Origin of the sequence: Actinomadura miaoliensis (assembly GCF_039536785.1) — a bacterium.
Lineage (GTDB): Bacteria > Actinomycetota > Actinomycetes > Streptosporangiales > Streptosporangiaceae > Spirillospora > Spirillospora miaoliensis.
The window spans coordinates 60,873-78,990 of record NZ_BAAAZG010000062.1 but is presented as its reverse complement, the minus strand read 5'-3'; the positions used below and the strand labels follow the sequence as shown (position 1 = coordinate 78,990).

The window sequence follows — 18,118 nt, the reverse complement described above, 5'->3', positions numbered from 1 at the left end:
GTCGGCCCGCTCGGCGGCTCGTGACGCCGCTCAGACGGCGTAGTCGGGAGCCCCGGCGGGCAAGATAAATCGGAACTCGGCGCCGCCGCCCGGGGCGCGCTGCACGGTGATCGTGCCGCCGTGCGCCTCCACCAGGCCCTTGACGATGTAGAGACCGAGGCCGGTGCCGCGGCGCCGGTTGCCTCCGGGGCCGCGCCAGAACTGCCGGAACACGCGCTGCGCGGCCTCGGGCGGGATGCCCTCGCCCTCGTCGCGCACCGACACGGCGGCTCCCTCCCCATGCACGTCCGGCTCCACCACTATGGTGACCGTTCCGGCGCCGTGACGCACCGCGTTTTCCACCAGATTACCGATGATCTGCCCGATCTTGTCCGGGTCCAGCCACATCTCCGGCAGGGTGCCGCGCGTCTCGAACCGGAACCGGTCCTCGGCGTCGCCCGCCGCGACCCGTCCGGCGATCACCTTGCGGACCTCCTCGGCCAGGTCGACCACCTGGCGGCGCATCTCCAGCCGCCCGGCCTCGATGCGCGAGACGTCCAGCAGCTCGGTGATCAGCCGGGTGACGCGGTCGGCGTCGGCGTTGACCGTCTCCAGCATGACCCGCTTCTGGTCGTCGTTGAAGCGGTGCCAGCGCGCCAGCAGCGTGGCGGTGAACCCCTTGACGCTGGTCAGCGGGGAGCGCAGCTCGTGCGCGACGGTGGACACCAGGTCGGCGCGGTCGCGTTCGCGGCGGGCGCGCTGGGCGGCGTCGCGCAGGCACACGGTGAACCGTTCCACGCGCCGGCCCTCGCCGCGCCGGTAGCCGGCGGTCACCAGCACCTCGGTGCCGTCGGGCAGGTACAGCGACCGTTCGGGGTGCCGGGTGCGGATCGCCAGGCCCTCGTAGGGGGCCACGCACTTCCACCAGTCGCGGCCCTCGACGTCGCGCAGCGGCAGCACGTCGCGGAAGTCGCGGCCGAGCGCCGCGCGCGCCGGGACGCCGGTCATCCGGGCGGCGGCGGCGTTGAACGCCACGACCCGCCCGGCCCGGTCGGCCACCAGCACCCCGTCGGGAAGATCGTCGAGAGCCTCGCGCCCGGACGCGTCCGGGGAGTGCTCTCCGCCCACGACGGCCTCCAGTCACCGGTTGGAACGCGGCCTTTCCGAGTCTTTACGAGAGGAGACTCTATCCGCACACCGGCGTCTCACGGCACCCGGAAGCCCCGCCCCGGCAAGCCTTTTGTGTCCCCGCCGTACACGCCGCCGTACACGCCGCCGGCCGGCGCTACCCCGCGGACGCGGTGGAGGCGCGGGCGGCGGCGACGGCCTCGGCGAGGTCGTCGTGGGAGGGGAACAGCCGGTCCAGGCCGGTGATGCTCAGCAGGCGCGCCTGCTGCGGGCGGACGCGGGCCAGGTGGACCCGGCCGCCGTCGGCGGTCACCCGGTTGTGGGCGGCGACCAGCGCGCCCAGGCCGCTGGCGTCGCAGAAGCGCACCCCGGCGAAGTCGACCACCAGGCCGCGGCGGCCCGCGGCGTGCAGGGCGAACAGCTCGGCGCGCAGCGTCTCGGCGGTGCCCAGGTCGATCTCGCCCTCGACGGTCACGACGGCGGCGTCGGCGAAGGCGTCGGCGACGGTCACCCTCAGATCCGGCGGGGTGCCCCGCGGCCGCCGGACCGCGCTCGACCGGCACCGGATCTCCGGCCGGCGCCGTCCCAGGCCCGCGCGCCGCGTCGCCCTGCCGTCGTCGGTCATCATGTCCGCCCCCATTTTCCCGCGGCCTCGTCGCCGCTCTCGCCCCTCACGGTAGGCATCGGGTACGACGCCTGAAATCCGCCGTCCGGGTGGTCTCCCGCTCCTCCTTCGGAACGAGCCCGAACGCGCGCCGACTCCCCCGCGGCGCCGCCCGGCGGGACTCCATCTTCCCAGTTCACCGAGGTTGCGGCGGGGCCGATGGCGGCCGCATCCGGCCATCGGTAATAGTGCGCACAGACGGCGCGAACTAGCCCGCCCGGCCCGCGCGCTGGGCGCGGGCGGAGGCGTACAGGCACACGGCCGCGGCCGTGGCCAGGTTGAGGCTCTCGGCGCGGCCGTAGATCGGCACGCGCACCACGTCGTCGACGCTGCCCAGGATCTCCTCGGGCAGCCCCCACGCCTCGTTGCCGAACACCCAGGCGGTGGGGCGGGCCAGCAGCCCGTCGTCGATCGCCTCGTCCAGGGTGCGCTTGCCCGCCCCGTCGGCGGCCAGCACCGTCAGGCCCGCGCTCCGCAGCGCGGGGATCAGGTCGTCGAACCGCGGCCCGACGACGACGGGCAGATGGAACAGGCTGCCCGCCGAGGCCCGCACGCACTTGCCGTTGTACGGGTCCACCGAGGCGTCGGTGAAGATCACCGACTCCGATCCGGCGGCGTCGGCGGTGCGCAGCACCGTGCCCGCGTTGCCCGGGTCGCGCACGTGCGCGAGCACCGTCACCAGCCGGGGCGCGGCCTCCAGCGCGCCCTCCAGCGGGACGTCCACGAACTCGCACACCGCCAGCAGGCCCTGCGGGGTGACGGTCTGCGCCAGCTCGGCCATGACCTCGCCGCTGACCCGCAGCACCGGCACGCCCGCCCGCTCGGCGGCGCGCACCAGGTCGGCGTGCCGCGACTCGGCCTCGGCGGTGGTGAAGAGTTCGGCCAGACGCCCGGGCACCTCCAGGGCCTCGCGCACCGCCTGCGGTCCCTCGGCCAGGAACCGGCGGTCGCGGCGCCGGAACGCGCGTTTGGCGAGCCGGCGAGCCGCCTTGACCCGGGGTGACCGGACGGAGGTCAGCTCGCCGCTCGCCATCGTCGGTCCGAGCCCGGTCAGGCCGCCGCCGAGCCCTCGGCCGGCAGCGCCTTCTTGGCCACCTGCACCAGGGCGGCGAACGCGGCGGCGTCGTTGACCGCCAGCTCGGCCAGCATGCGCCGGTCGACGTCCACCTCGGCGGCCTTCAGCCCCTGGATGAACCGGTTGTAGGTCATGCCGTTGGCGCGGGCGGCGGCGTTGATGCGCTGGATCCACAGCCGCCGGAACTGGCCCTTGCGGTCCTTGCGGTCCCGGAAGGCGTAGGTCATCGAGTGGAGCTGCTGCTCCTTGGCCTTGCGGTACAGACGCGACCGCTGGCCGCGGTAGCCGCTCGACCGCTCCAGGACGACCCGACGCTTCTTGGCGGCGTTGACCGCCCGCTTCACGCGTGCCACGTGACTGCTCCTTCGTGGGGGCCGGGGCCGCCTGGCCCTCGGCCGGTCGTACAGATCCGGTAGGCGCGACTACTACTTGCGCAGCAGCTTCTTGAGGTTCTTGGCGTCGGCCGGGGACACCACGGTCGTGCCGTCCAGGCGCCGGGTCCGCTTGCTGGGCTTGTGCTCGAGCAGGTGGTTGCGGTTGGCGCGGCGGCGGATCACCTTGCCGGAGCCGGTCAGCTTGAACCGCTTCTTGGCGCCGCTGTGCGTCTTCGTCTTCGGCATGGTCGCCGTCGTCTCCCTCAACTCCGGGCCCCCGGGGTGCACGGGGGCGCGCCTGATCGGCGCGCCCCACGGGTCCCGTGGGGGACGCGCCTGGATCAGGCTTCAATGTACGTGCGTCTCGACCCTGCCTGAGCGCAGGGTCACACGCGGAACGGCCGGACGGCCGTCCGCGCGGCCCGGCCGCGCCGCCACAGGGCGGCCCGGGACGGGGCCGAGGCGGGGCCGGCTCAGTCCGAGCCGGGCCCCGTGTTCTGCGAGCGGGCCGCCGCTCGCTCGGCCCGGGCCTCCGCCTTCTTCTTGTGCGGCCCGATCACCATGATCATATTCCGCCCGTCCTGCTTGGGCCGGGACTCGACGAAACCGAGTTCCTCGACGTCGTCGGCCAGCCGCTGCAGCAGGCGGAAGCCCAGTTCCGGCCGGGACTGCTCACGGCCACGGAACATGATCGTGACCTTGACCTTGTCGCCGGCCTTGAGGAACCGCACCACGTGACCCTTCTTGGTCTCGTAGTCGTGCGGGTCGATCTTCGGTCGGAGCTTGATCTCCTTGATGACCGTGTGCGCCTGGTTCTTGCGCGCCTCTCGCGCCTTCATCGCGGACTCGTACTTGAACTTGCCGTAGTCCATGAGCTTGGCGACGGGCGGGCGCGCCGTGGGGGCCACCTCGACGAGGTCGAGGTCGGCCTCGCGCGCGAGTTCAAGGGCCTTGGCGATGGGCACGATGCCCACCTGTTCGCCGTTCGGACCGACGAGCCGGACCTCGGGCACTCGGATGCGCTCGTTGATACGCGGTTCGGCGCTGATGGGACCTCCTAGGGGCCGTTACTCCAAGTCTTCGGACCGGTCGTACCCAGGGCTTCCCATACGAAAAGCCCCGCACGGCATCGCATGCGGGGCCACCTTCGGCCGCCCTCGGGACGGTGCCCGGGGACGACGGCGTGCCGGACGCCGCTGGCGCCCGTCCGCCGGAACCGAGACCCACCGGCCTCTAACGGCCGGTCAGGTGGGAGGTGGCCTCCGCTTGCGCCCGGCCCGGGTGAACACTTGGACACCCATGCCGGATCGGTCGACCACCAAGACTATCACCTGCCGGGTCCTGATGTGCCATCCGGCTTCGCCGCCCGATCGCCGGCCGGGCCGGTACGCGTGCGTTCTGCCGTGTTGTACGCCACTGGTTGCAAACCCCTGCCGCGCCCCGTTCATTCCCTTTGGGCCCCTGTCTGGGGCACACCCGGCTGCCCGTGAAAGGCACGTCAGAACTCACTCGCGCGCCCTGTGCCGCCGGCGGCGCCCTTGTTACCGTGGTCCTGCCCAGGGGACGCCGTGGGCCGGCCGCACGGAAAGAATTCCCGCGATGCCCGTATTCAGGAGCGAGGCCGTTACGACCACCGACCTGACCGGCTCCCCGGTCCGGCTGGAGTTCGCGCAGAAGGCCTTCATCGTCCACGACGACCGGTTGCTGCTGGTGCGCAAGTCCGCGTCCGACCCGCTGCATCCGGGCCGGTGGGAGGTACCGGGCGGCCGCCTGGAGGTGGCCGACGACCTGGACCTGGACGACCACATCCGCCGGGAGGTCTGGGAGGAGGTCGGCCTCAAGGTCGATCCCGGGCCGCCGTTCCACCTGTGGCAGTGGTTCATGCCCGGTCGGGCGCCCGCGGACCGCCCCGACGGCCCCGACGGTCCGGAGGGCGGGTCACCGGGCTCGGGCGGCGGGCGCGGGCTGGTCAGGGTGGTGGCGGTCGCGCGCACGTGCCGTGCGGTGACCACGGAGATCACCCTGGAGCACCAGATGCCCGACGACCACCTGGGCGAACTCACCTGGGTGCCGCTGGCCCGCCTGTCCGGCTTCGACCTGATCCCCGACCTGCGGCCGGTGATGCGGGCGTTCCTGCGGCTGCACGCGGCGGCCGGGTGACCGGGGACGGCACGGGGGCGGCCTCCTCCCCCGGCGGCCGGGCGGCCGCGTCCGCGCCCGTCCTGTGGCCGGGGCTGGACGGCGCCGCACAGCGCCGGTTCCGCCTGGTCGTGCTGGGCGACGTGATGATCGAGGCGCGGGCGGATCTGCCCGGCGTGCGCTTCGCCGACGTGGCCGCCGACCGGCTGGCCTACGCCCCGGCCCGGGCGGTGGTGGCGGGCACGGCGGTGAACATGGCCCGGTGCGCCACCGGCTACTTCCGCCGGGTGGCGGTGCTGGGCAAGATCGGCGACGACGCGTTCACTCCCGTGATCCGGCGCGAGCTGCGGCGGATGGGCGTGCGCGACCTGCTGTGCGTGGAGCCTGGCGCACCCAACGGCGTTGCGATGATGCTGCGCGACGGAGCCGCCCACCCCGACGCGGTGCCCCCGGCCGACGGCCGAGAGGCCGCCGGAGACGGGCCGGCCGGGCGCGCCGCGGACTGGCGGGCGGAGCCGCCCGGCGACAACCGGGAGGACGGCCGGGGCGGGCCGACCGGGCAGGGCGCGGACGGGCGGCGCGGGGTACGGCTGCTGGTGGTGGACGACCAAGGTCCGGGCCGCCGCCTGACCGAAAGCGAGGTGCGCCGGGCGGGCCGGGCGATCCGGCACGCGGACGCCCTGTTCGCCGACGGCTACGCCCTGCTGGCGCCGGTGTCGCGGGCGGCGCTGCGGGCGGCGGTGCAGGTCGCGCGGGAGGCCGGCACGCTGGTGGCGTTCGACCTGGTGCCGCACGACATCGACCGCAGGCTGCCCGCCGCCGAGGCGATGCCGGTGCTCGAGGCGGCCGACGTGGTCATCACCGAGGTGCCGACGCTGGCCCGGCTGCTGGGCCTGCCGGTGCCGTGCGACGCGGCCGGCGTGCGGGAGATGCTGCCGGCGCTGGACCGCACAGTGCGGGGACGGCCGTTGTGGCTGCTGCGTCACGGCCCCAGCGCGCTGGAGGACGTGGTGGCGTACCGGCGGGAGCATGTGCTCATGGAGTACCCGTCGGGGTACGGCCCGCGGGTGCGCCGCACAGGGTTCGGTGACCGGCTGGCGGCCGGGGAGCTCTACTGGTGGCTGTCGTTGCGTTCCAGCGGGGGCGCGCCGGGGAGCCGCTGACCCCGCTCGTGGGGGCCGGTCGCCGCGACGGCCGCGCGCATGGCGTCCAGCGTGCGCAGGAAGCGGGCCTTGCTCTGCGACAGGCCGAACATCTCCTGCCAGCGCCAGACGTCCGGTGCCGTGCCGCCAGTGTGACGGCTCAGCGCCACGGCGGCGGCCCAGCGCAGGTACTGGCGCGGGGCTCCGTCCCCTGGGTACATGACGGCCTGGCCGCGTTCCTCCACCAGGAGGTAGGAGCGGCGGGCACGGAAGCATGCGCGCAGCGCCTGGTGCGTCGCAACCCCGCCGCGCAGGCCTTGTTCCTCCAGGACGACCCGTACGCTCGCCGTGGTCGGCAGCAGGTGCCAGTGGGCGTGGTCGATGCACGCGCCTCCGCCTTGGGGGCTGCCGGGTCCGTGCTCCATGACCAGCACGTCGGCTGCGCCGTAGGCGGCCGTGTAGAGGCGGGCGACGTGGCGGCGCCATCGCAGCGCGCGACCCCACAGGGCCGCGCTGAACGCCGCCGCGCACTGGTGGTGGCCGGTCGTCACCAGCAGGAGGTGCCCGTCGGTGAGCGGTGCCAGGTCGGGCATGAGCAGGAACGCGTCGTCCGCCGCCAGGACGCAGCCGGGCCCGGGCAGGTCGGCCATGGCGTTGAAGCGGAATCTGAGCGGGGGGCACAGGACGCAGTCCGTCTGGGGGTCGGTACGCATCGCGGGTTCGGCCACGACGCCTCCTGGGAGCGTGCGGGGGATCGGGGGGCGTCCCAGAGCGTGCCCTGCGGCGCGCGGCTGATGCGGTAGATCTACCTCGCCGTGGGGGTCGGCGGGTCAGAGCCTGCGCACATCGGGGGTGCAGAACCGTGGCTTAACGGGCACATACACAAGAGATGACGGCCATGTTGACAAAGATCGTTCTACCGTGACGACAGTACCGCCGCCCAGCGCCTTCTCCAGTATCGACATGGCCGTGCTCCAGACCCGGCTGAACGAGTCGCTCGACGTCCTGCGCGACGCCTACGCCCCGGCCGACGATGTCGGCGGCGGCTGGTACCACGACCTGACGCGCCCCGACCCGGGGGCGACCGCGACGGCGGTGGGCCTGCTGGCGTTCACGGAGGCGGGCCGGTCGTTCGAGCACTTCGACGAAGGGCTGGCGTACCTGGCCGCCCGCCAGACCGCCTCCGCCGACCCTCTCAGGGACGGCGGCTGGTCCACCAGGACCAGCCTGGGCCTGCCCGTCGTGGAGGCGACGGCGTGGATCGCGCGGTTCCTGGCACGCGCGCGTTGCGACCTGCGTGACGACGCACCCGACATCCGGCGCGCCTACCGGTGGCTGCTGCACAACCAGAATCCGGACGGCGGCTGGGGGTCGCTGTACGGGTGCCCGTCGCGGGTGTGGCAGACGTGCCTGGCCCTGCGCGCGCTGACCCAGCTCAACCCGTACCACCCCGCCGTCGAGCGGGGCGTGGAGTGGCTGACGTCCGACCGTACGAGCAGGCGCCCCGCCTGGGGGCCGACACGGGCCGCGGGTCCGACCGTCACCCACACCGCCTTCGTCCTTCTGACCCTGGCGGAGGCGCGCCCCCTGCAGCACGACGAGCGGTTGCCGGCGGCCTACGACTGGCTGCGCGCCAACCTGGACACCGAGGACTCGCACACCTGGATCGAGACCTACGACGTGGCGCCCAACGGGCCGGACACGCGGCCGGTGTGGCGGCTGGCGTTGTGGCACTACGGCCTGCCGATCGCGTTGTCGGCGCTGCTGCGCGACCCGCGCGGCGTGCCCGGCCCCACGGTGGGCTGCGCGTTCCACACGCTGGTGCGCGGTGAGGTGGCCACGCCCCGGTGGAACGGCCTTCCCGGCAGCGGCCGCACGTCGTTGTGGACGCTGTGGTGGCGTCTGGAGGCGCTGACGGATCTGACCCGGATGCCGTTGGCCGAGTCCGGGGACGTGCTGCACTGGCTGCCGGACGCGGCCGTGGTGCAGCGCTCACACGCCCGTGACCGTCCCCTGCCCGCCCTGCTTCCCTCCCAGGGGCCGCGCGTCCAGGTCGTGCCGTATCTGCGGCGCAACTGGAGCAGGCTGCTGCTCGCCCTGGTGGCGGTGGGGAGCATGGGCGGCGTGGCCACCGGCACGTGGGGCTGGAAGGACTTCTGGCTCAGCGTGATCCTGCCGATGGTGATGACCACCGCGCACGAGACGGCCAAGCGGCGCCGCTCCCCGCCCCCGGCGCTTCCCGCGCCCGGACAGCAGACCGCAGAGCCGCCGCCGACCCCCCAGTGAGGGGCGGTGGAGCGTCAGGCGCCGTAGGAGACGCGGGCGCGGCGCAGCAGCTCGGCGCTTCCGGCGTCGCGCATCGCCTCGACCGGCACGTCGTCGCGTCCGGTCATCAGCTGCACCTGCCGTACGGCCTGGTGGACCAGCATGGGGAAGCCGTCGACGACCCGTGCCCCGGCGCTCTCGACCGCTCCGGTCAGCTCCGTCGGCCGCCCGTACGCCACGTCGAACAGGGCGGCGCCGGACCCGGCCACCAGCTCGGCGTAGGGGTCGGCGGCGCCCGCGGGCAGCGTCGACACCACCAGGTCGACGTCCAGCAGGGCGGGCAGCCGGTCGAGCGAGGCGACCTCGACGGCCAGGCCGAACCGCCGCCCGGCCTCGGCGGCGTCGCGGGCGCGTTCGGGGCGGCGCGCCGCGAGCCGCGTCCCGGTCACGCCGAGCTGCGCCAGCGCGGCCAGGGCGGACGCGGCCGTCGCGCCGCCGCCCAGCACCAGCACCGACGCGGGCTCGCCCAGCCCGGCCTCGGTGAGCGCGGTGACGATGCCGTACACGTCGGTGTTGTCGGCGTGCAGGCGGCCGTCGCGCGGCACGAGGGTGTTGGCGGCGCCCACCGTGGCCGCAAGGTCCGTCACCGTGTCGGCCAGCGTCAGCGCCACGCGCTTGAGCGGCATGGTGAGCGACAGCCCGGCCCAGCCGGGGCCGAGCCCGCCGAGGAGGGCGGGCAGGCCCTCCTCGGCGCACTCGACCGCGTCGTACGTCCAGTCGTCCAGGCCCATCGCGGCGTACGCGGCCCGGTGCAGCACCGGGGACAGCGAGTGCGCGATCGGGGAGCCCGCGACGAGGGCGTGCGGCACTAGTTCCCCCCGTTCCTTTCCAGGTACGCGTTCAGCTTGGCCCGCAGCCGGTTGAACTCGGCCTCGCTGTCGGCGTACTCGGTGATCCGGTTCTTGGGGTCGGTGGCGACGAACCACAGCCAGTCGCCCGGCTCGGGCTCGAACACCGCCTGGATGGCCGACTCGCCCGGGTTGGAGATCGCGCCCGGCGGCAGCCCCGCATGCTGGTAGGTGTTGTACGGGCTCTGCGAGCGGATGTCCTCGTTGCTGGCCACGTACCCGAACTTGTTCAGCCCGTACAGCGTGGTGCTGTCGAACTTCAGGTACATCGGCTCGGGCTTGTGCTTCAGCCGGTTGTAGATCACCCGGGAGATCTTCGGCATGTCCGAGGGACGGCCGCTCTCGGCCTGGATCAGGCTGGCCATGGTGATCACCGAACCGGGGGACATGGGGATCTCGGCGGACTTGGCCTTGCCCTCCAGGTCCATCCGGTCGGCGGCCTGCTTGAACCGGTCCACCATCTGCTTGAGGATCTCCTGCGCCGAGGCGTTGGGGTTCAGGTCGTAGCGTCCCGGCCACAGGTAGCCCTCGACGTTGCCCTTGGCGTACGACGGCAGGCCCAGCCCGCTCGGCTTCCGCAGCACCCTGGTGAACTCGGCCTGCGGGATGCCGGTCTTGCGGGACAGCTGCTGGACGACCTGGGTCGCGCGCAGCCCCTCGGGGATGGTGATCTGGTTGCCCGACCGCGACTTGGGATCGAGCAGCAGCGCCATCGCCGCGGCCGACGACATCCGCTTGCGCATCTGGTAGAAGCCCGGCTGGATGGTGGACGCCTTGGGCTCCTTGCCGTACACCTGCACGAACGCGCGGGTGCTCTTGACCACGCCGTGGCCCTGCAGGGTGGCGGCGATGGACGAGCCGCTGTCGCCCTCCTTGATCTGGACCGTGACAGTGCCCGAGCCCGTGCCGTCGTAGTCCGGCGGATGCAGCCGGTGGTCCAGCCAGGCGACGCCGAGCACCCCGCCGGTGCCGCCCACCGCCACCAGGAACGCCAGCGCGAACAGCACGGCGGCGCGGCTGTTGCGGCGTTTGCGGCGCTGCCGCCTGCGCGCGGTGCGCCGGTCGCGGCGCCCGGGCGGCGGTGCCTGCCGTCGTTGTTGTTGTTCCTCGTAGCCCCCGTGCCCTTGGGGGCGGTCCCCGTAGGGGTCGGAGAACAGATCCAAGTCGTTCATGAGCCTCCCCGGACGATCTCGCCTGGGGGGCGCCCCGTCAACCTTTCCCCGTCCAGGGCCGATTGCAACAGAACAGCGGCGGCCGTCTGGTCGACGACCTGCCGGCGCGCCCGGCCGCGCACGCCCCCCGCGCGCAGCCCGGTCTCCGCCGTGACGGTGGTGAGCCGCTCGTCGCAGAGCCGGACGGTGCCGGGGGCCAGCCGCCCGGCGAGCTCGGCGGCGAACCGCCGGGCCGCCTCGGCGGCGGGTCCCTCACGGCCCGACAGCGACGTGGGCAGGCCCACGACCACCTCGATGGCCTCGTTCTCCGCGGCGAGCGCGGCAAGGCGGTCCAGGTCGCCCTTGCCGCGCCGCACCGTCTCCAGTGGCGAGGCGAGTATGCCGGCGGGATCGCTGCGGGCGACGCCGATGCGGACGGTGCCCACGTCGATCCCGAGCCGGACGCCCTGCCTCATGGCCGTGCTCCGCTCCGCCGCGCACGGCGCTCCCGCGACCGGCGTCCCGGGTGACGCCCGCGGGCGCGGTGCGCGCCCATGCCGTGCCCTCGCGCGACCATGGCGCTCACGCGGCCCCTACGGCCCGTTCCACGGCGGCCAGCGCCTCGCCGACGGCGCCGGCGTTGGAGCCGCCGCCCTGGGCGAGGTCGTCCTTGCCGCCTCCGCCGCCGCCGAGCGCCTTGGCGGCCACGCCGACCAGCGCGCCCGCCTTCAGGCCGCGCTCGCGCGCGCCCTCGGTGACGGCGACGACCACGACCGGACGGTCCTTGGGCACGCCGGTGACCATGACGACGGCGGGCCGGGCGGCCAGCCGTCCGCGCACGTCCACGGCGAGCTTGCGCAGGTCGTCGGCGCCGGTGCCGTCGGGCGCGCGGTGCCCGACGAACGCCACGCCGCCGATGTCCCTGGCGCCGTCGGCCAGCGAGCCGGCGACGGCCAGCACCTGCGCCGAGCGCAGCCGCTCCAGCTCCTTCTCGGCCTCGCGCAGCCGCGTCACCACGCCGGAGATCCGCTCGGGCAGCTCCTCCTTGCGCGCCTTCATCTGCTCGGCCAGCTGCGCGACCAGCACGCTCTCGCGGGCCAGGAAGCGGAAGGCGTCAATGCCGACCAGCGCCTCGACCCGGCGCACCCCGGCGCCGATGGACGACTCGCCGAGGATCTTGACCAGGCCGAGCTGCCCGGACCGGTGCACGTGGGTGCCGCCGCACAGCTCGCGCGAGTAGTCGCCGATCTCCACGACGCGGACCTCGTCGCCGTACTTCTCACCGAACAGCGCCAGCGCGCCCATGGCCCGCGCCTGGTCGATGGAGGTGTGGAAGGCCCGCACGTCCAGGTCGTCCACCAGCACGGCGTTGACCTCGTCCTCCACGTCGCGCAGGACGCTGTGCGGCACGGCCCCGGCGGCGGTGAAGTCGAACCGGAACCGGCCCGGGGAGTTCTCCGAGCCCGCCTGCGCGGCCGACTCGCCGAGCGCCCGGCGGAACCCGGCGTGCACCATGTGGGTGGCCGAGTGCGACCGGGAGATCGCCCGGCGCCGGTCCACGTCGATCTCGGCGTAGGCGGCGTCGCCGACCTGGGCCTCGCCGCTGGCCACCACGCCGCGGTGCACGATCAGCCCGGCCAGCGGCGACTGCACGTCGCGGACCTGGATGACCGCGCCGTTGCCGAGCCGGATCGCGCCCTGGTCGGCGAGCTGGCCGCCGCCCTCGGCGTAGAACGGGGTGCGGTCCAGGACCGCCTCGACCTCGGTGCCCTCGCCCGCGGCGGGCACGCCCGCGCCGCCCACCAGCAGGCCGACCAGCCGGGCCTCGCCGGTGACGTTCTCGTAGCCGACGAAGTCGACCCGGCCGCCCGCGCTGGTGAGCAGCTCGTCCAGCACCGACACGTCCAGGTTGCCGGTCTTCTTCTCCGCCGCGTCGCGCTTGGCCCGCTCCCGCTGCTCGGCCATCAGCCGGCGGAAGCCCGCCTCGTCGACGCTCAGGCCCTGCTCGGCGGCCATCTCCAGGGTGAGGTCGATGGGGAAGCCGTAGGTGTCGTGCAGCTTGAACGCCTGCTCGCCCGGCAGCGTGGTGCCGCCCGCGCCGCGGGTCTCCGCCACCGCCGTGTCGAAGATCGCGGTGCCGGTGCGCAGGGTCGCCAGGAACGACTCCTCCTCGGCGTCGATCACCGTGTGGATGTTGGCGGCGGTGCGGACGAGCTCGGGGTACTGCTCGCCCATGGCGGAGATCGCCACGGCGGTCAGCTCGTGCATCAGCCCGGCGTCCTGGCCGCCGAGCAGCCGCAGGTTGCGGATGGAGCGGCGCAGGATGCGGCGCAGCACGTAGCCGCGGCCCTCGTTGCCGGGGCGGATGCCGTCGGCGACCATCATCGTGCCGCTGCGCACGTGGTCGGCGACGACCCGCAGGGACACGTCGGCGCGGGCGTCACGGCCGTACTTGGCGCCGGTCAGCCCGGCGGCGCGGTCGAGGATCTTCCGCAGGGTGTCGGTCTCGTAGATGTTGTCGACGCCCTGCAGGATCGCGGCCATGCGCTCCAGGCCCATGCCGGTGTCGATGTTCTTGGCGGGCAGGTCGCCCTCGACGTCGAAGTCGACCTTGCTGCGCACCGCCGCCAGCTGCGACTGCATGAACACCAGGTTCCAGACCTCGAGGTAGCGGTCCTCGTCGGCGACCGGCCCGCCCTCACGGCCGTACTCGGGGCCGCGGTCGTAGTAGATCTCCGAGCAGGGGCCGCCGGGCCCGGGCACGCCCATGTGCCAGTAGTTGTCGGCCAGGCCGCGGCGCTGGATGCGCTCCAGCGGCACGCCGACCTTGGTGTGCCAGATGTCGGCGGCCTCGTCGTCGTCCTGGAAGACGGTGACCCACAGCCTGTCCTCGGGGAAGCCGAACCCGCCGTCGGACTGCGGCGTGGTCAGCAGCTCCCACGCGAAGGGGATCGCCCCCTCCTTGAAGTAGTCGCCGATGGAGAAGTTGCCCAGCATCTGGAAGAAGGTGGCGTGCCTGGTGGTCTTGCCGACCTCGTCGATGTCCGGGGTGCGCACGCACTTCTGGGCGCTGGTCATCCGCTGCGAGGGCGGGGTGCGCTGGCCGAGGAAGTACGGCTTGAACGGGACCATGCCGGCGTTCACCAGCAGCAGGGTCGGGTCCTCGGCGACCAGGCTGGCCGAGGGCACCACGGTGTGCCCGCGCCGTTCGAAGAACGAAAGGAAGCGGCGTGCGACTTCTGCCGACTCCATGATCAGTGGCCATCCTTGTCGTCGTCGATGATCGTGTAACGCGCCTTGAGCACCCGGCGCCGCCGGGTCGGGTCCGGCGCGGGGTCGATCGGCACGGTGTCGATCTGTACGGCCTCCCGCAGTTCCGCCTCACGGTTCCGCATCTCTCTACGGACGTCGTCGGCGAAATGCCTCAGCCGATCCCCCATGTCGTGTCCGGCGGTGACCGCGCGGGACGCCACGCCCTCGGGCGACCAGGTGCGCGCCAGGCGCTCCACCCGGCGCTTGACCCGGTGGCTGGCGTAGATGCCGGCGCCCGCGCCGACCGAGAGCCAGAACAGCCGTTTCATCGCCCGCGCCCCCTGCTCCTGGCGCCGTTGCGGGAGGGAGCGGGCGTCAGCTCGGACCGTCCCGTGGCGCGGCCCTCCTCGGAGCGGGCGGCCAGCGCCTTGCGGACCCCGTAGGAGAACGCCGCCGCCTTCACCAGCGGGCCGCCCACCACGGACGTCATCACGGTGGTGACGGCCGAGACGTTCTGGGTGACCCCCGCGACCTGCTTGGTGATCACGTCGGTGCGGCCGAGCTGCTCGTTGGCGCGGCGCACCGTGCGGGTCATGTCCTCCATGAGCGGACCGGCCTGGTCGGCGATGTCGGCGACCAGGTCGCCGGCCTCGCGCAGGAGCCGGGCGAGCCGCAGCAGCGTGTAGGCGAGGAAGGAGACGAGCACGGCCCAGAACACGGCCACGATGAGGCCCGCGAGCTGTCCACCTGTGAGCATCAGGACTTCCGTTCGCTGTGTCTTTCGGGCTGGCTGGTCCGGTCTGACAGACCTTACCGTGGGCACCGGTCAGGGAGACGCGGGTGCGCAGCCGCCGGGGGCGCGCAACGCGGCCGTCCGCCGCGGGCGGGCGGGGCGCCGCGGTCCCAGTGTGACCGGGGTGTCGCACGGCAGGTTATCGGGCAAACACCGGCGATGCCCGAATGAATCCCTACATCGCGTCGACGGAGGCGCCCGGGGGCGGCGGGGCCGCCTCGGTGAGGGCGGCGGGGGCCGGCGGGGTCAGCGGGCGTCGGGCGGCGTGTCGCGGGCGCGGCCGCGCAGGACGGAGCGGATGCGGTCGACGATCTCCGAGAAGCGGGCCTCGGCGCCGTAGCGGGTGGGCCGGTAGTACTCGCGTCCGCGCACCGCGTCGGGCGCGTACTGCTGGCGCACCACGCCGCCGGGGTAGTTGTGGGCGTACTTGTAGCCCTCCCCGTGCCCGATCTTGGCGGCGCCCTTGTAGTGGGCGTCGCGCAGGTGGGCGGGCACGGGCCCGACCAGGCCGCGGCGGACGTCGCCGATCGCCTCGTCCACGGCGGTGATCACGGCGTTGGACTTGGGCGCGACGGCCAGGTGGATCACGGCCTGGGCCAGGTTGATGCGAGCCTCGGGCAGCCCGACGAACTCCACGGCCTGCGCGGCGGCGACGGCGGTCTGCAGCGCGGTGGGGTCGGCCATGCCGACGTCCTCGCTGGCGTGCACGATCAGCCGCCGGGCGATGAACCGGGCGTCCTCCCCCGCCTCCAGCATGCGGGCCAGGTAGTGCAGGGCCGCGTCGACGTCGCTGCCGCGGATGCTCTTGATGAACGCGCTGATGACGTCGTAGTGCTGGTCGCCCTCGCGGTCGTAGCGCACCGCGGCCCGGTCGACCGCCTTCTCCAGCACCTCGACGGTGATCGGCTGCCCGTCCCCGGCGACCAGGGCGGCGGCCTCCAGGTAGGTCAGGGCGCGCCGGGCGTCGCCGCCGGCCAGGCGGATGAGGTGGTCCTCGGCGGGGGCGTCCAGCGTGGTCGCCCCGGCCAGGCCGCGTTCGTCGGCCAGCGCGCGGCGCACCACCTCGCGCAGGTCGTCCTCGCCGAGCGGCTCCAGGGTGAGCAGCAGCGACCGCGACAGCAGCGGGCTGATCACCGAGAAGAACGGGTTCTCGGTGGTGGCGCCGATGAACGACACCCAGCGGTTCTCCACCGCGGGCAGCAGCGCGTCCTGCTGGGCCTTGTTGAAGCGGTGCACCTCGTCGACGAACAGGACGGTCTGCCGCCCGGTCATGCCCAGTTCGCGGCGGGCCAGGTCGATCTCGGCGCGGACCCGTTTGACGCCGTCGGTCACCGCGGAGATCTCCACGAAGCGGCGGCTGGTGACACGGCTGACCACGGTGGCCAGGGTGGTCTTGCCGGTGCCGGGCGGCCCCCACAGCACCAGCGACATGGGCTGGTCGCGGTCGACGAGCTGGCGGATCGGCGTGCCCGGGCCCAGCAGGTGCGACTGGCCGACCACCTCGTCCAGGCCGCGCGGGCGCATCCGCACCGCCAGCGGCTCCCGGCCGTCGGCCGGGCCCGCGCCCGCCGCACTCGCGGCGGCCGGTCCGGCGGCGGCCGGTTCGGCCGAGCGACCGCCGGTGATCTCCTCCAGCGGGTCGTCGAAAAGCCCCTCCGGCTGGTCCGGTCGCGCCCTGCTCACCTTCCGAACACTATCTCGCCGGACCGACATCTCCGGCAGGGCTCCGACCCCCTCGGGGCGGGGCGGACGGTTCCCCGCGCCGCCGCCCGGAATGACGGTACCGTTCCGATATCAACCGATCCGGCACCCGCGTCCTGGGGAACTCGGCACCGCGGCGCGGCGTTGGGTGCTTGGCCAGGTTCATCAAGCTGGTCTATTCGGCCAGCTCGGTGAGGTTTGGCCGGTTCGGTCAGGTTGGTCGTGTTGGTCATGTCGGTCGCGTCGAGCGCCGTGATCGCGTTGGCATCGCCCGGAGGTGAATCGGTGACCCGTACGGCGGCCGCCGCCTCGCAGCGGCGCCACGGGCTGGCCGGCCTGCTCGTGGCGTTGTTCGTGGTGGCCGGGCTCGTCTCCAGCTACGGGCTGGGGCACGGGGCGCCGCTGCGCGTGTGCACCCAGCACGCCCTGTCGGTGCCGTCCGAGGTCGCCGACGCGCTGGCCGGCGGCCCGCCGGAACAGGCGCACCCCGCGCATCCGGCGGCGACGCCTCTGGCGACGACGCTGAAGGCCCCGGTCGACCTGCCTCCGCTGAGCCCCGCCCACGCGTGCCTGTGCCTCGCCGTGCTGATCAGCCTGCTGACGCTCGCGCTGGCCGTGGGACGGCGTCCCATGCGCGCGCTTTTGGCGCCCCGTGGGCACAGGGTCCTCGCCCCACAGGCGACCGGCCCGCCCTCCCCGCCTTCACTCGCTTCTCTCCAGGTTCTGAGGCTGTGACGGCCCGGCCGTAGGAGCCAGGGCCTTCCCCGCTCACCGCGCTTGCCGTGCGGCCCTGCCGCCCTACGGCCATGTCGCCGTTCCTGCCTCATCCCAGTTCCCTTGGAGAGACCCCCGAATGTCCAAGAGCGCCCGTACACGGGCCCGCAACCAGAACCAGCAGAAGAACCAGCAGAACCGCAACCGCGCACCGCAGGCGCGCAACCGCAACCAGAAGAACGTGCTCACCAAGCGGGAGGTCCCGTGGGGAGGCATCGTCTTCTTCACGGTGATCGGCGTCGTGGCGGTGGTGGCCATCGCGTTCGCCTTCATGCAGACCCGGGAGCCGTCCGCCTCGGAGGCGGCGGCGATCTCCGGCGTGGTGCAGAAGGACAACCTCAGCCGCGACCACACCGGCGGGGCCGTGCAGTACGACACCGACCCGCCCATGGGCGGCGCCCACGACCCCGTCTGGCAGAACTGCGACGGACGGGTCTACGACCAGCCGCTGCGCAACGAGAACGCCGTCCACTCCCTGGAGCACGGCGCGGTGTGGATCACCTACCGTCCCGGCCTGGCCGGCGACCAGCTCGACCGGCTCAAGGACAAGGTGGACGGCACCGACTACACGCTGCTGAGCCCGTATCCGAACCTGGACGCCCCCATCGTCCTCAGCGCGTGGGGCAAGCAGCTGAAGGTGCAGGACGCCTCCGACTCGCGGATCGACGCGTTCCTGCGCGCCTACGTGAAGGGCCCGCAGACCCCCGAGCCGGGCGCCGCCTGCAACGGCGCCAAGGACACCCCGTGAGCGACGCCGAGACCGGCACGGCCGT

Annotated in this window: 19 protein-coding genes; 5 read left to right on the top strand and 14 right to left on the bottom strand. The window is 73.6% G+C overall.

Features of this window, described 5'->3' with window-relative positions:
* Positions 1-30: 30 nt before the first annotated feature.
* The 6 genes from ABD811_RS39075 to infC form a co-directional block, all read right to left on the bottom strand.
* Entirely contained in the window at positions 31-1,107 is a 1,077-nt protein-coding gene (locus ABD811_RS39075) for a sensor histidine kinase (protein WP_344957912.1), read from the bottom strand.
* A 157-nt stretch (positions 1,108-1,264) separates the two neighbouring features.
* Complete coding sequence (locus ABD811_RS39070; protein WP_344957910.1) at positions 1,265-1,735, bottom strand: STAS domain-containing protein; 471 nt, start codon at positions 1,733-1,735, stop codon at positions 1,265-1,267.
* 244 nt (positions 1,736-1,979) lie between these two features.
* The gene (locus ABD811_RS39065; RefSeq protein WP_344957909.1) at positions 1,980-2,804 is read right to left on the bottom strand and encodes a TrmH family RNA methyltransferase; all 825 of its coding nucleotides are present in this window, start codon (positions 2,802-2,804) and stop codon (positions 1,980-1,982) included.
* Between the two features lie 17 nt (positions 2,805-2,821).
* Entirely contained in the window at positions 2,822-3,199 is a 378-nt protein-coding gene (gene rplT / locus ABD811_RS39060; RefSeq protein WP_344957907.1) for a 50S ribosomal protein L20, read from the bottom strand.
* A gap of 72 nt (positions 3,200-3,271) precedes the next feature.
* Entirely contained in the window at positions 3,272-3,466 is a 195-nt protein-coding gene (gene rpmI / locus ABD811_RS39055; protein ID WP_067915329.1) for a 50S ribosomal protein L35, read from the bottom strand.
* 227 nt (positions 3,467-3,693) lie between these two features.
* Positions 3,694-4,251: a translation initiation factor IF-3 gene (infC, locus tag ABD811_RS39050; protein ID WP_425549508.1), complete on the bottom strand. Its 558-nt coding sequence runs from the start codon at positions 4,249-4,251 to the stop codon at positions 3,694-3,696.
* 568 nt (positions 4,252-4,819) lie between these two features.
* Between infC and ABD811_RS39045 the strand changes: the two genes are divergently transcribed.
* Complete coding sequence (locus tag ABD811_RS39045) at positions 4,820-5,380, top strand: NUDIX domain-containing protein (protein ID WP_344957901.1); 561 nt, start codon at positions 4,820-4,822, stop codon at positions 5,378-5,380.
* Positions 5,377-6,522, top strand: a complete 1,146-nt coding sequence (locus tag ABD811_RS39040) for a hypothetical protein (protein ID WP_344957899.1) — start codon at positions 5,377-5,379, stop codon at positions 6,520-6,522. The genes ABD811_RS39045 and ABD811_RS39040 overlap by 4 nt, the downstream gene beginning before the upstream one ends.
* On the opposite strand, the gene ABD811_RS39035 is transcribed toward ABD811_RS39040, so the two are convergent.
* A complete protein-coding gene (locus tag ABD811_RS39035) occupies positions 6,471-7,229 on the bottom strand; it encodes an HIT family protein (RefSeq protein ID WP_344957897.1) in 759 nt (252 codons plus the stop codon). The genes ABD811_RS39040 and ABD811_RS39035 overlap by 52 nt on opposite strands.
* Before the next feature lie 193 nt (positions 7,230-7,422).
* On the opposite strand from ABD811_RS39035, the gene ABD811_RS39030 reads away from it, so the two are divergent.
* Entirely contained in the window at positions 7,423-8,787 is a 1,365-nt protein-coding gene (locus tag ABD811_RS39030; protein WP_344957895.1) for a prenyltransferase/squalene oxidase repeat-containing protein, read from the top strand.
* A gap of 14 nt (positions 8,788-8,801) precedes the next feature.
* On the opposite strand, the gene ABD811_RS39025 is transcribed toward ABD811_RS39030, so the two are convergent.
* From ABD811_RS39025 to ABD811_RS38995, 7 genes are all read right to left on the bottom strand, one after another.
* Positions 8,802-9,635 (bottom strand): shikimate dehydrogenase, encoded by an 834-nt coding sequence (locus ABD811_RS39025; protein ID WP_344957893.1) that lies wholly within the window; start codon positions 9,633-9,635, stop codon positions 8,802-8,804.
* On the bottom strand, positions 9,635-10,846 hold the full coding sequence (gene mltG / locus ABD811_RS39020; protein ID WP_344957891.1) for an endolytic transglycosylase MltG: 1,212 nt from the start codon (positions 10,844-10,846) through the stop codon (positions 9,635-9,637). The genes ABD811_RS39025 and mltG overlap by 1 nt, the downstream gene beginning before the upstream one ends.
* On the bottom strand, positions 10,843-11,301 hold the full coding sequence (gene ruvX / locus ABD811_RS39015; protein WP_344957889.1) for a Holliday junction resolvase RuvX: 459 nt from the start codon (positions 11,299-11,301) through the stop codon (positions 10,843-10,845). The genes mltG and ruvX overlap by 4 nt, the downstream gene beginning before the upstream one ends.
* A 106-nt stretch (positions 11,302-11,407) precedes the next feature.
* Positions 11,408-14,077, bottom strand: coding sequence for an alanine--tRNA ligase (gene alaS, locus ABD811_RS39010; protein WP_344957887.1), 2,670 nt, complete (start codon positions 14,075-14,077; stop codon positions 11,408-11,410).
* 2 nt (positions 14,078-14,079) lie between these two features.
* On the bottom strand, positions 14,080-14,406 hold the full coding sequence (locus ABD811_RS39005) for a DUF6167 family protein (RefSeq protein WP_344957885.1): 327 nt from the start codon (positions 14,404-14,406) through the stop codon (positions 14,080-14,082).
* The gene (locus ABD811_RS39000) at positions 14,403-14,834 is read right to left on the bottom strand and encodes a DUF948 domain-containing protein (RefSeq protein ID WP_344957883.1); all 432 of its coding nucleotides are present in this window, start codon (positions 14,832-14,834) and stop codon (positions 14,403-14,405) included. Before ABD811_RS39000 ends, ABD811_RS39005 begins: the two co-directional genes overlap by 4 nt.
* A gap of 282 nt (positions 14,835-15,116) precedes the next feature.
* Positions 15,117-16,394 carry a replication-associated recombination protein A gene (locus ABD811_RS38995; RefSeq protein WP_344957952.1) on the bottom strand — a complete coding sequence of 426 codons (1,278 nt, stop codon included), beginning with the start codon at positions 16,392-16,394 and terminating at the stop codon, positions 15,117-15,119.
* Positions 16,395-16,856: 462 nt separating this feature from the next.
* Between ABD811_RS38995 and ABD811_RS38990 the strand changes: the two genes are divergently transcribed.
* Positions 16,857-17,306 (top strand): hypothetical protein, encoded by a 450-nt coding sequence (locus ABD811_RS38990; RefSeq protein ID WP_344957881.1) that lies wholly within the window; start codon positions 16,857-16,859, stop codon positions 17,304-17,306.
* 118 nt (positions 17,307-17,424) lie between these two features.
* Complete coding sequence (locus tag ABD811_RS38985) at positions 17,425-18,093, top strand: thioredoxin-like domain-containing protein (RefSeq protein ID WP_344957879.1); 669 nt, start codon at positions 17,425-17,427, stop codon at positions 18,091-18,093.
* Positions 18,094-18,118 lie beyond the last annotated feature (25 nt).

What these genes read in the sequence shown, in the direction of transcription:
- ruvX (WP_344957889.1), bottom strand. Translation starts at nt 11,301, where the DNA reads ATGAGGCAGGGCGTCCGGCTCGGGATCGACGTGGGCACCGTCCGCATC.
- mltG (WP_344957891.1), bottom strand. Translation starts at nt 10,846, where the DNA reads ATGAACGACTTGGATCTGTTCTCCGACCCCTACGGGGACCGCCCCCAA.
- rpmI (WP_067915329.1), bottom strand. Translation starts at nt 3,466, where the DNA reads ATGCCGAAGACGAAGACGCACAGCGGCGCCAAGAAGCGGTTCAAGCTG.
- ABD811_RS39005 (WP_344957885.1), bottom strand. Translation starts at nt 14,406, where the DNA reads ATGAAACGGCTGTTCTGGCTCTCGGTCGGCGCGGGCGCCGGCATCTAC.
- ABD811_RS39070 (WP_344957910.1), bottom strand. Translation starts at nt 1,735, where the DNA reads ATGATGACCGACGACGGCAGGGCGACGCGGCGCGCGGGCCTGGGACGG.
- ABD811_RS39065 (WP_344957909.1), bottom strand. Translation starts at nt 2,804, where the DNA reads ATGGCGAGCGGCGAGCTGACCTCCGTCCGGTCACCCCGGGTCAAGGCG.
- ABD811_RS38985 (WP_344957879.1), top strand. Translation starts at nt 17,425, where the DNA reads ATGTCCAAGAGCGCCCGTACACGGGCCCGCAACCAGAACCAGCAGAAG.
- ABD811_RS39000 (WP_344957883.1), bottom strand. Translation starts at nt 14,834, where the DNA reads ATGCTCACAGGTGGACAGCTCGCGGGCCTCATCGTGGCCGTGTTCTGG.
- ABD811_RS39045 (WP_344957901.1), top strand. Translation starts at nt 4,820, where the DNA reads ATGCCCGTATTCAGGAGCGAGGCCGTTACGACCACCGACCTGACCGGC.
- ABD811_RS38995 (WP_344957952.1), bottom strand. Translation starts at nt 16,394, where the DNA reads ATGCGCCCGCGCGGCCTGGACGAGGTGGTCGGCCAGTCGCACCTGCTG.
- alaS (WP_344957887.1), bottom strand. Translation starts at nt 14,077, where the DNA reads ATGGAGTCGGCAGAAGTCGCACGCCGCTTCCTTTCGTTCTTCGAACGG.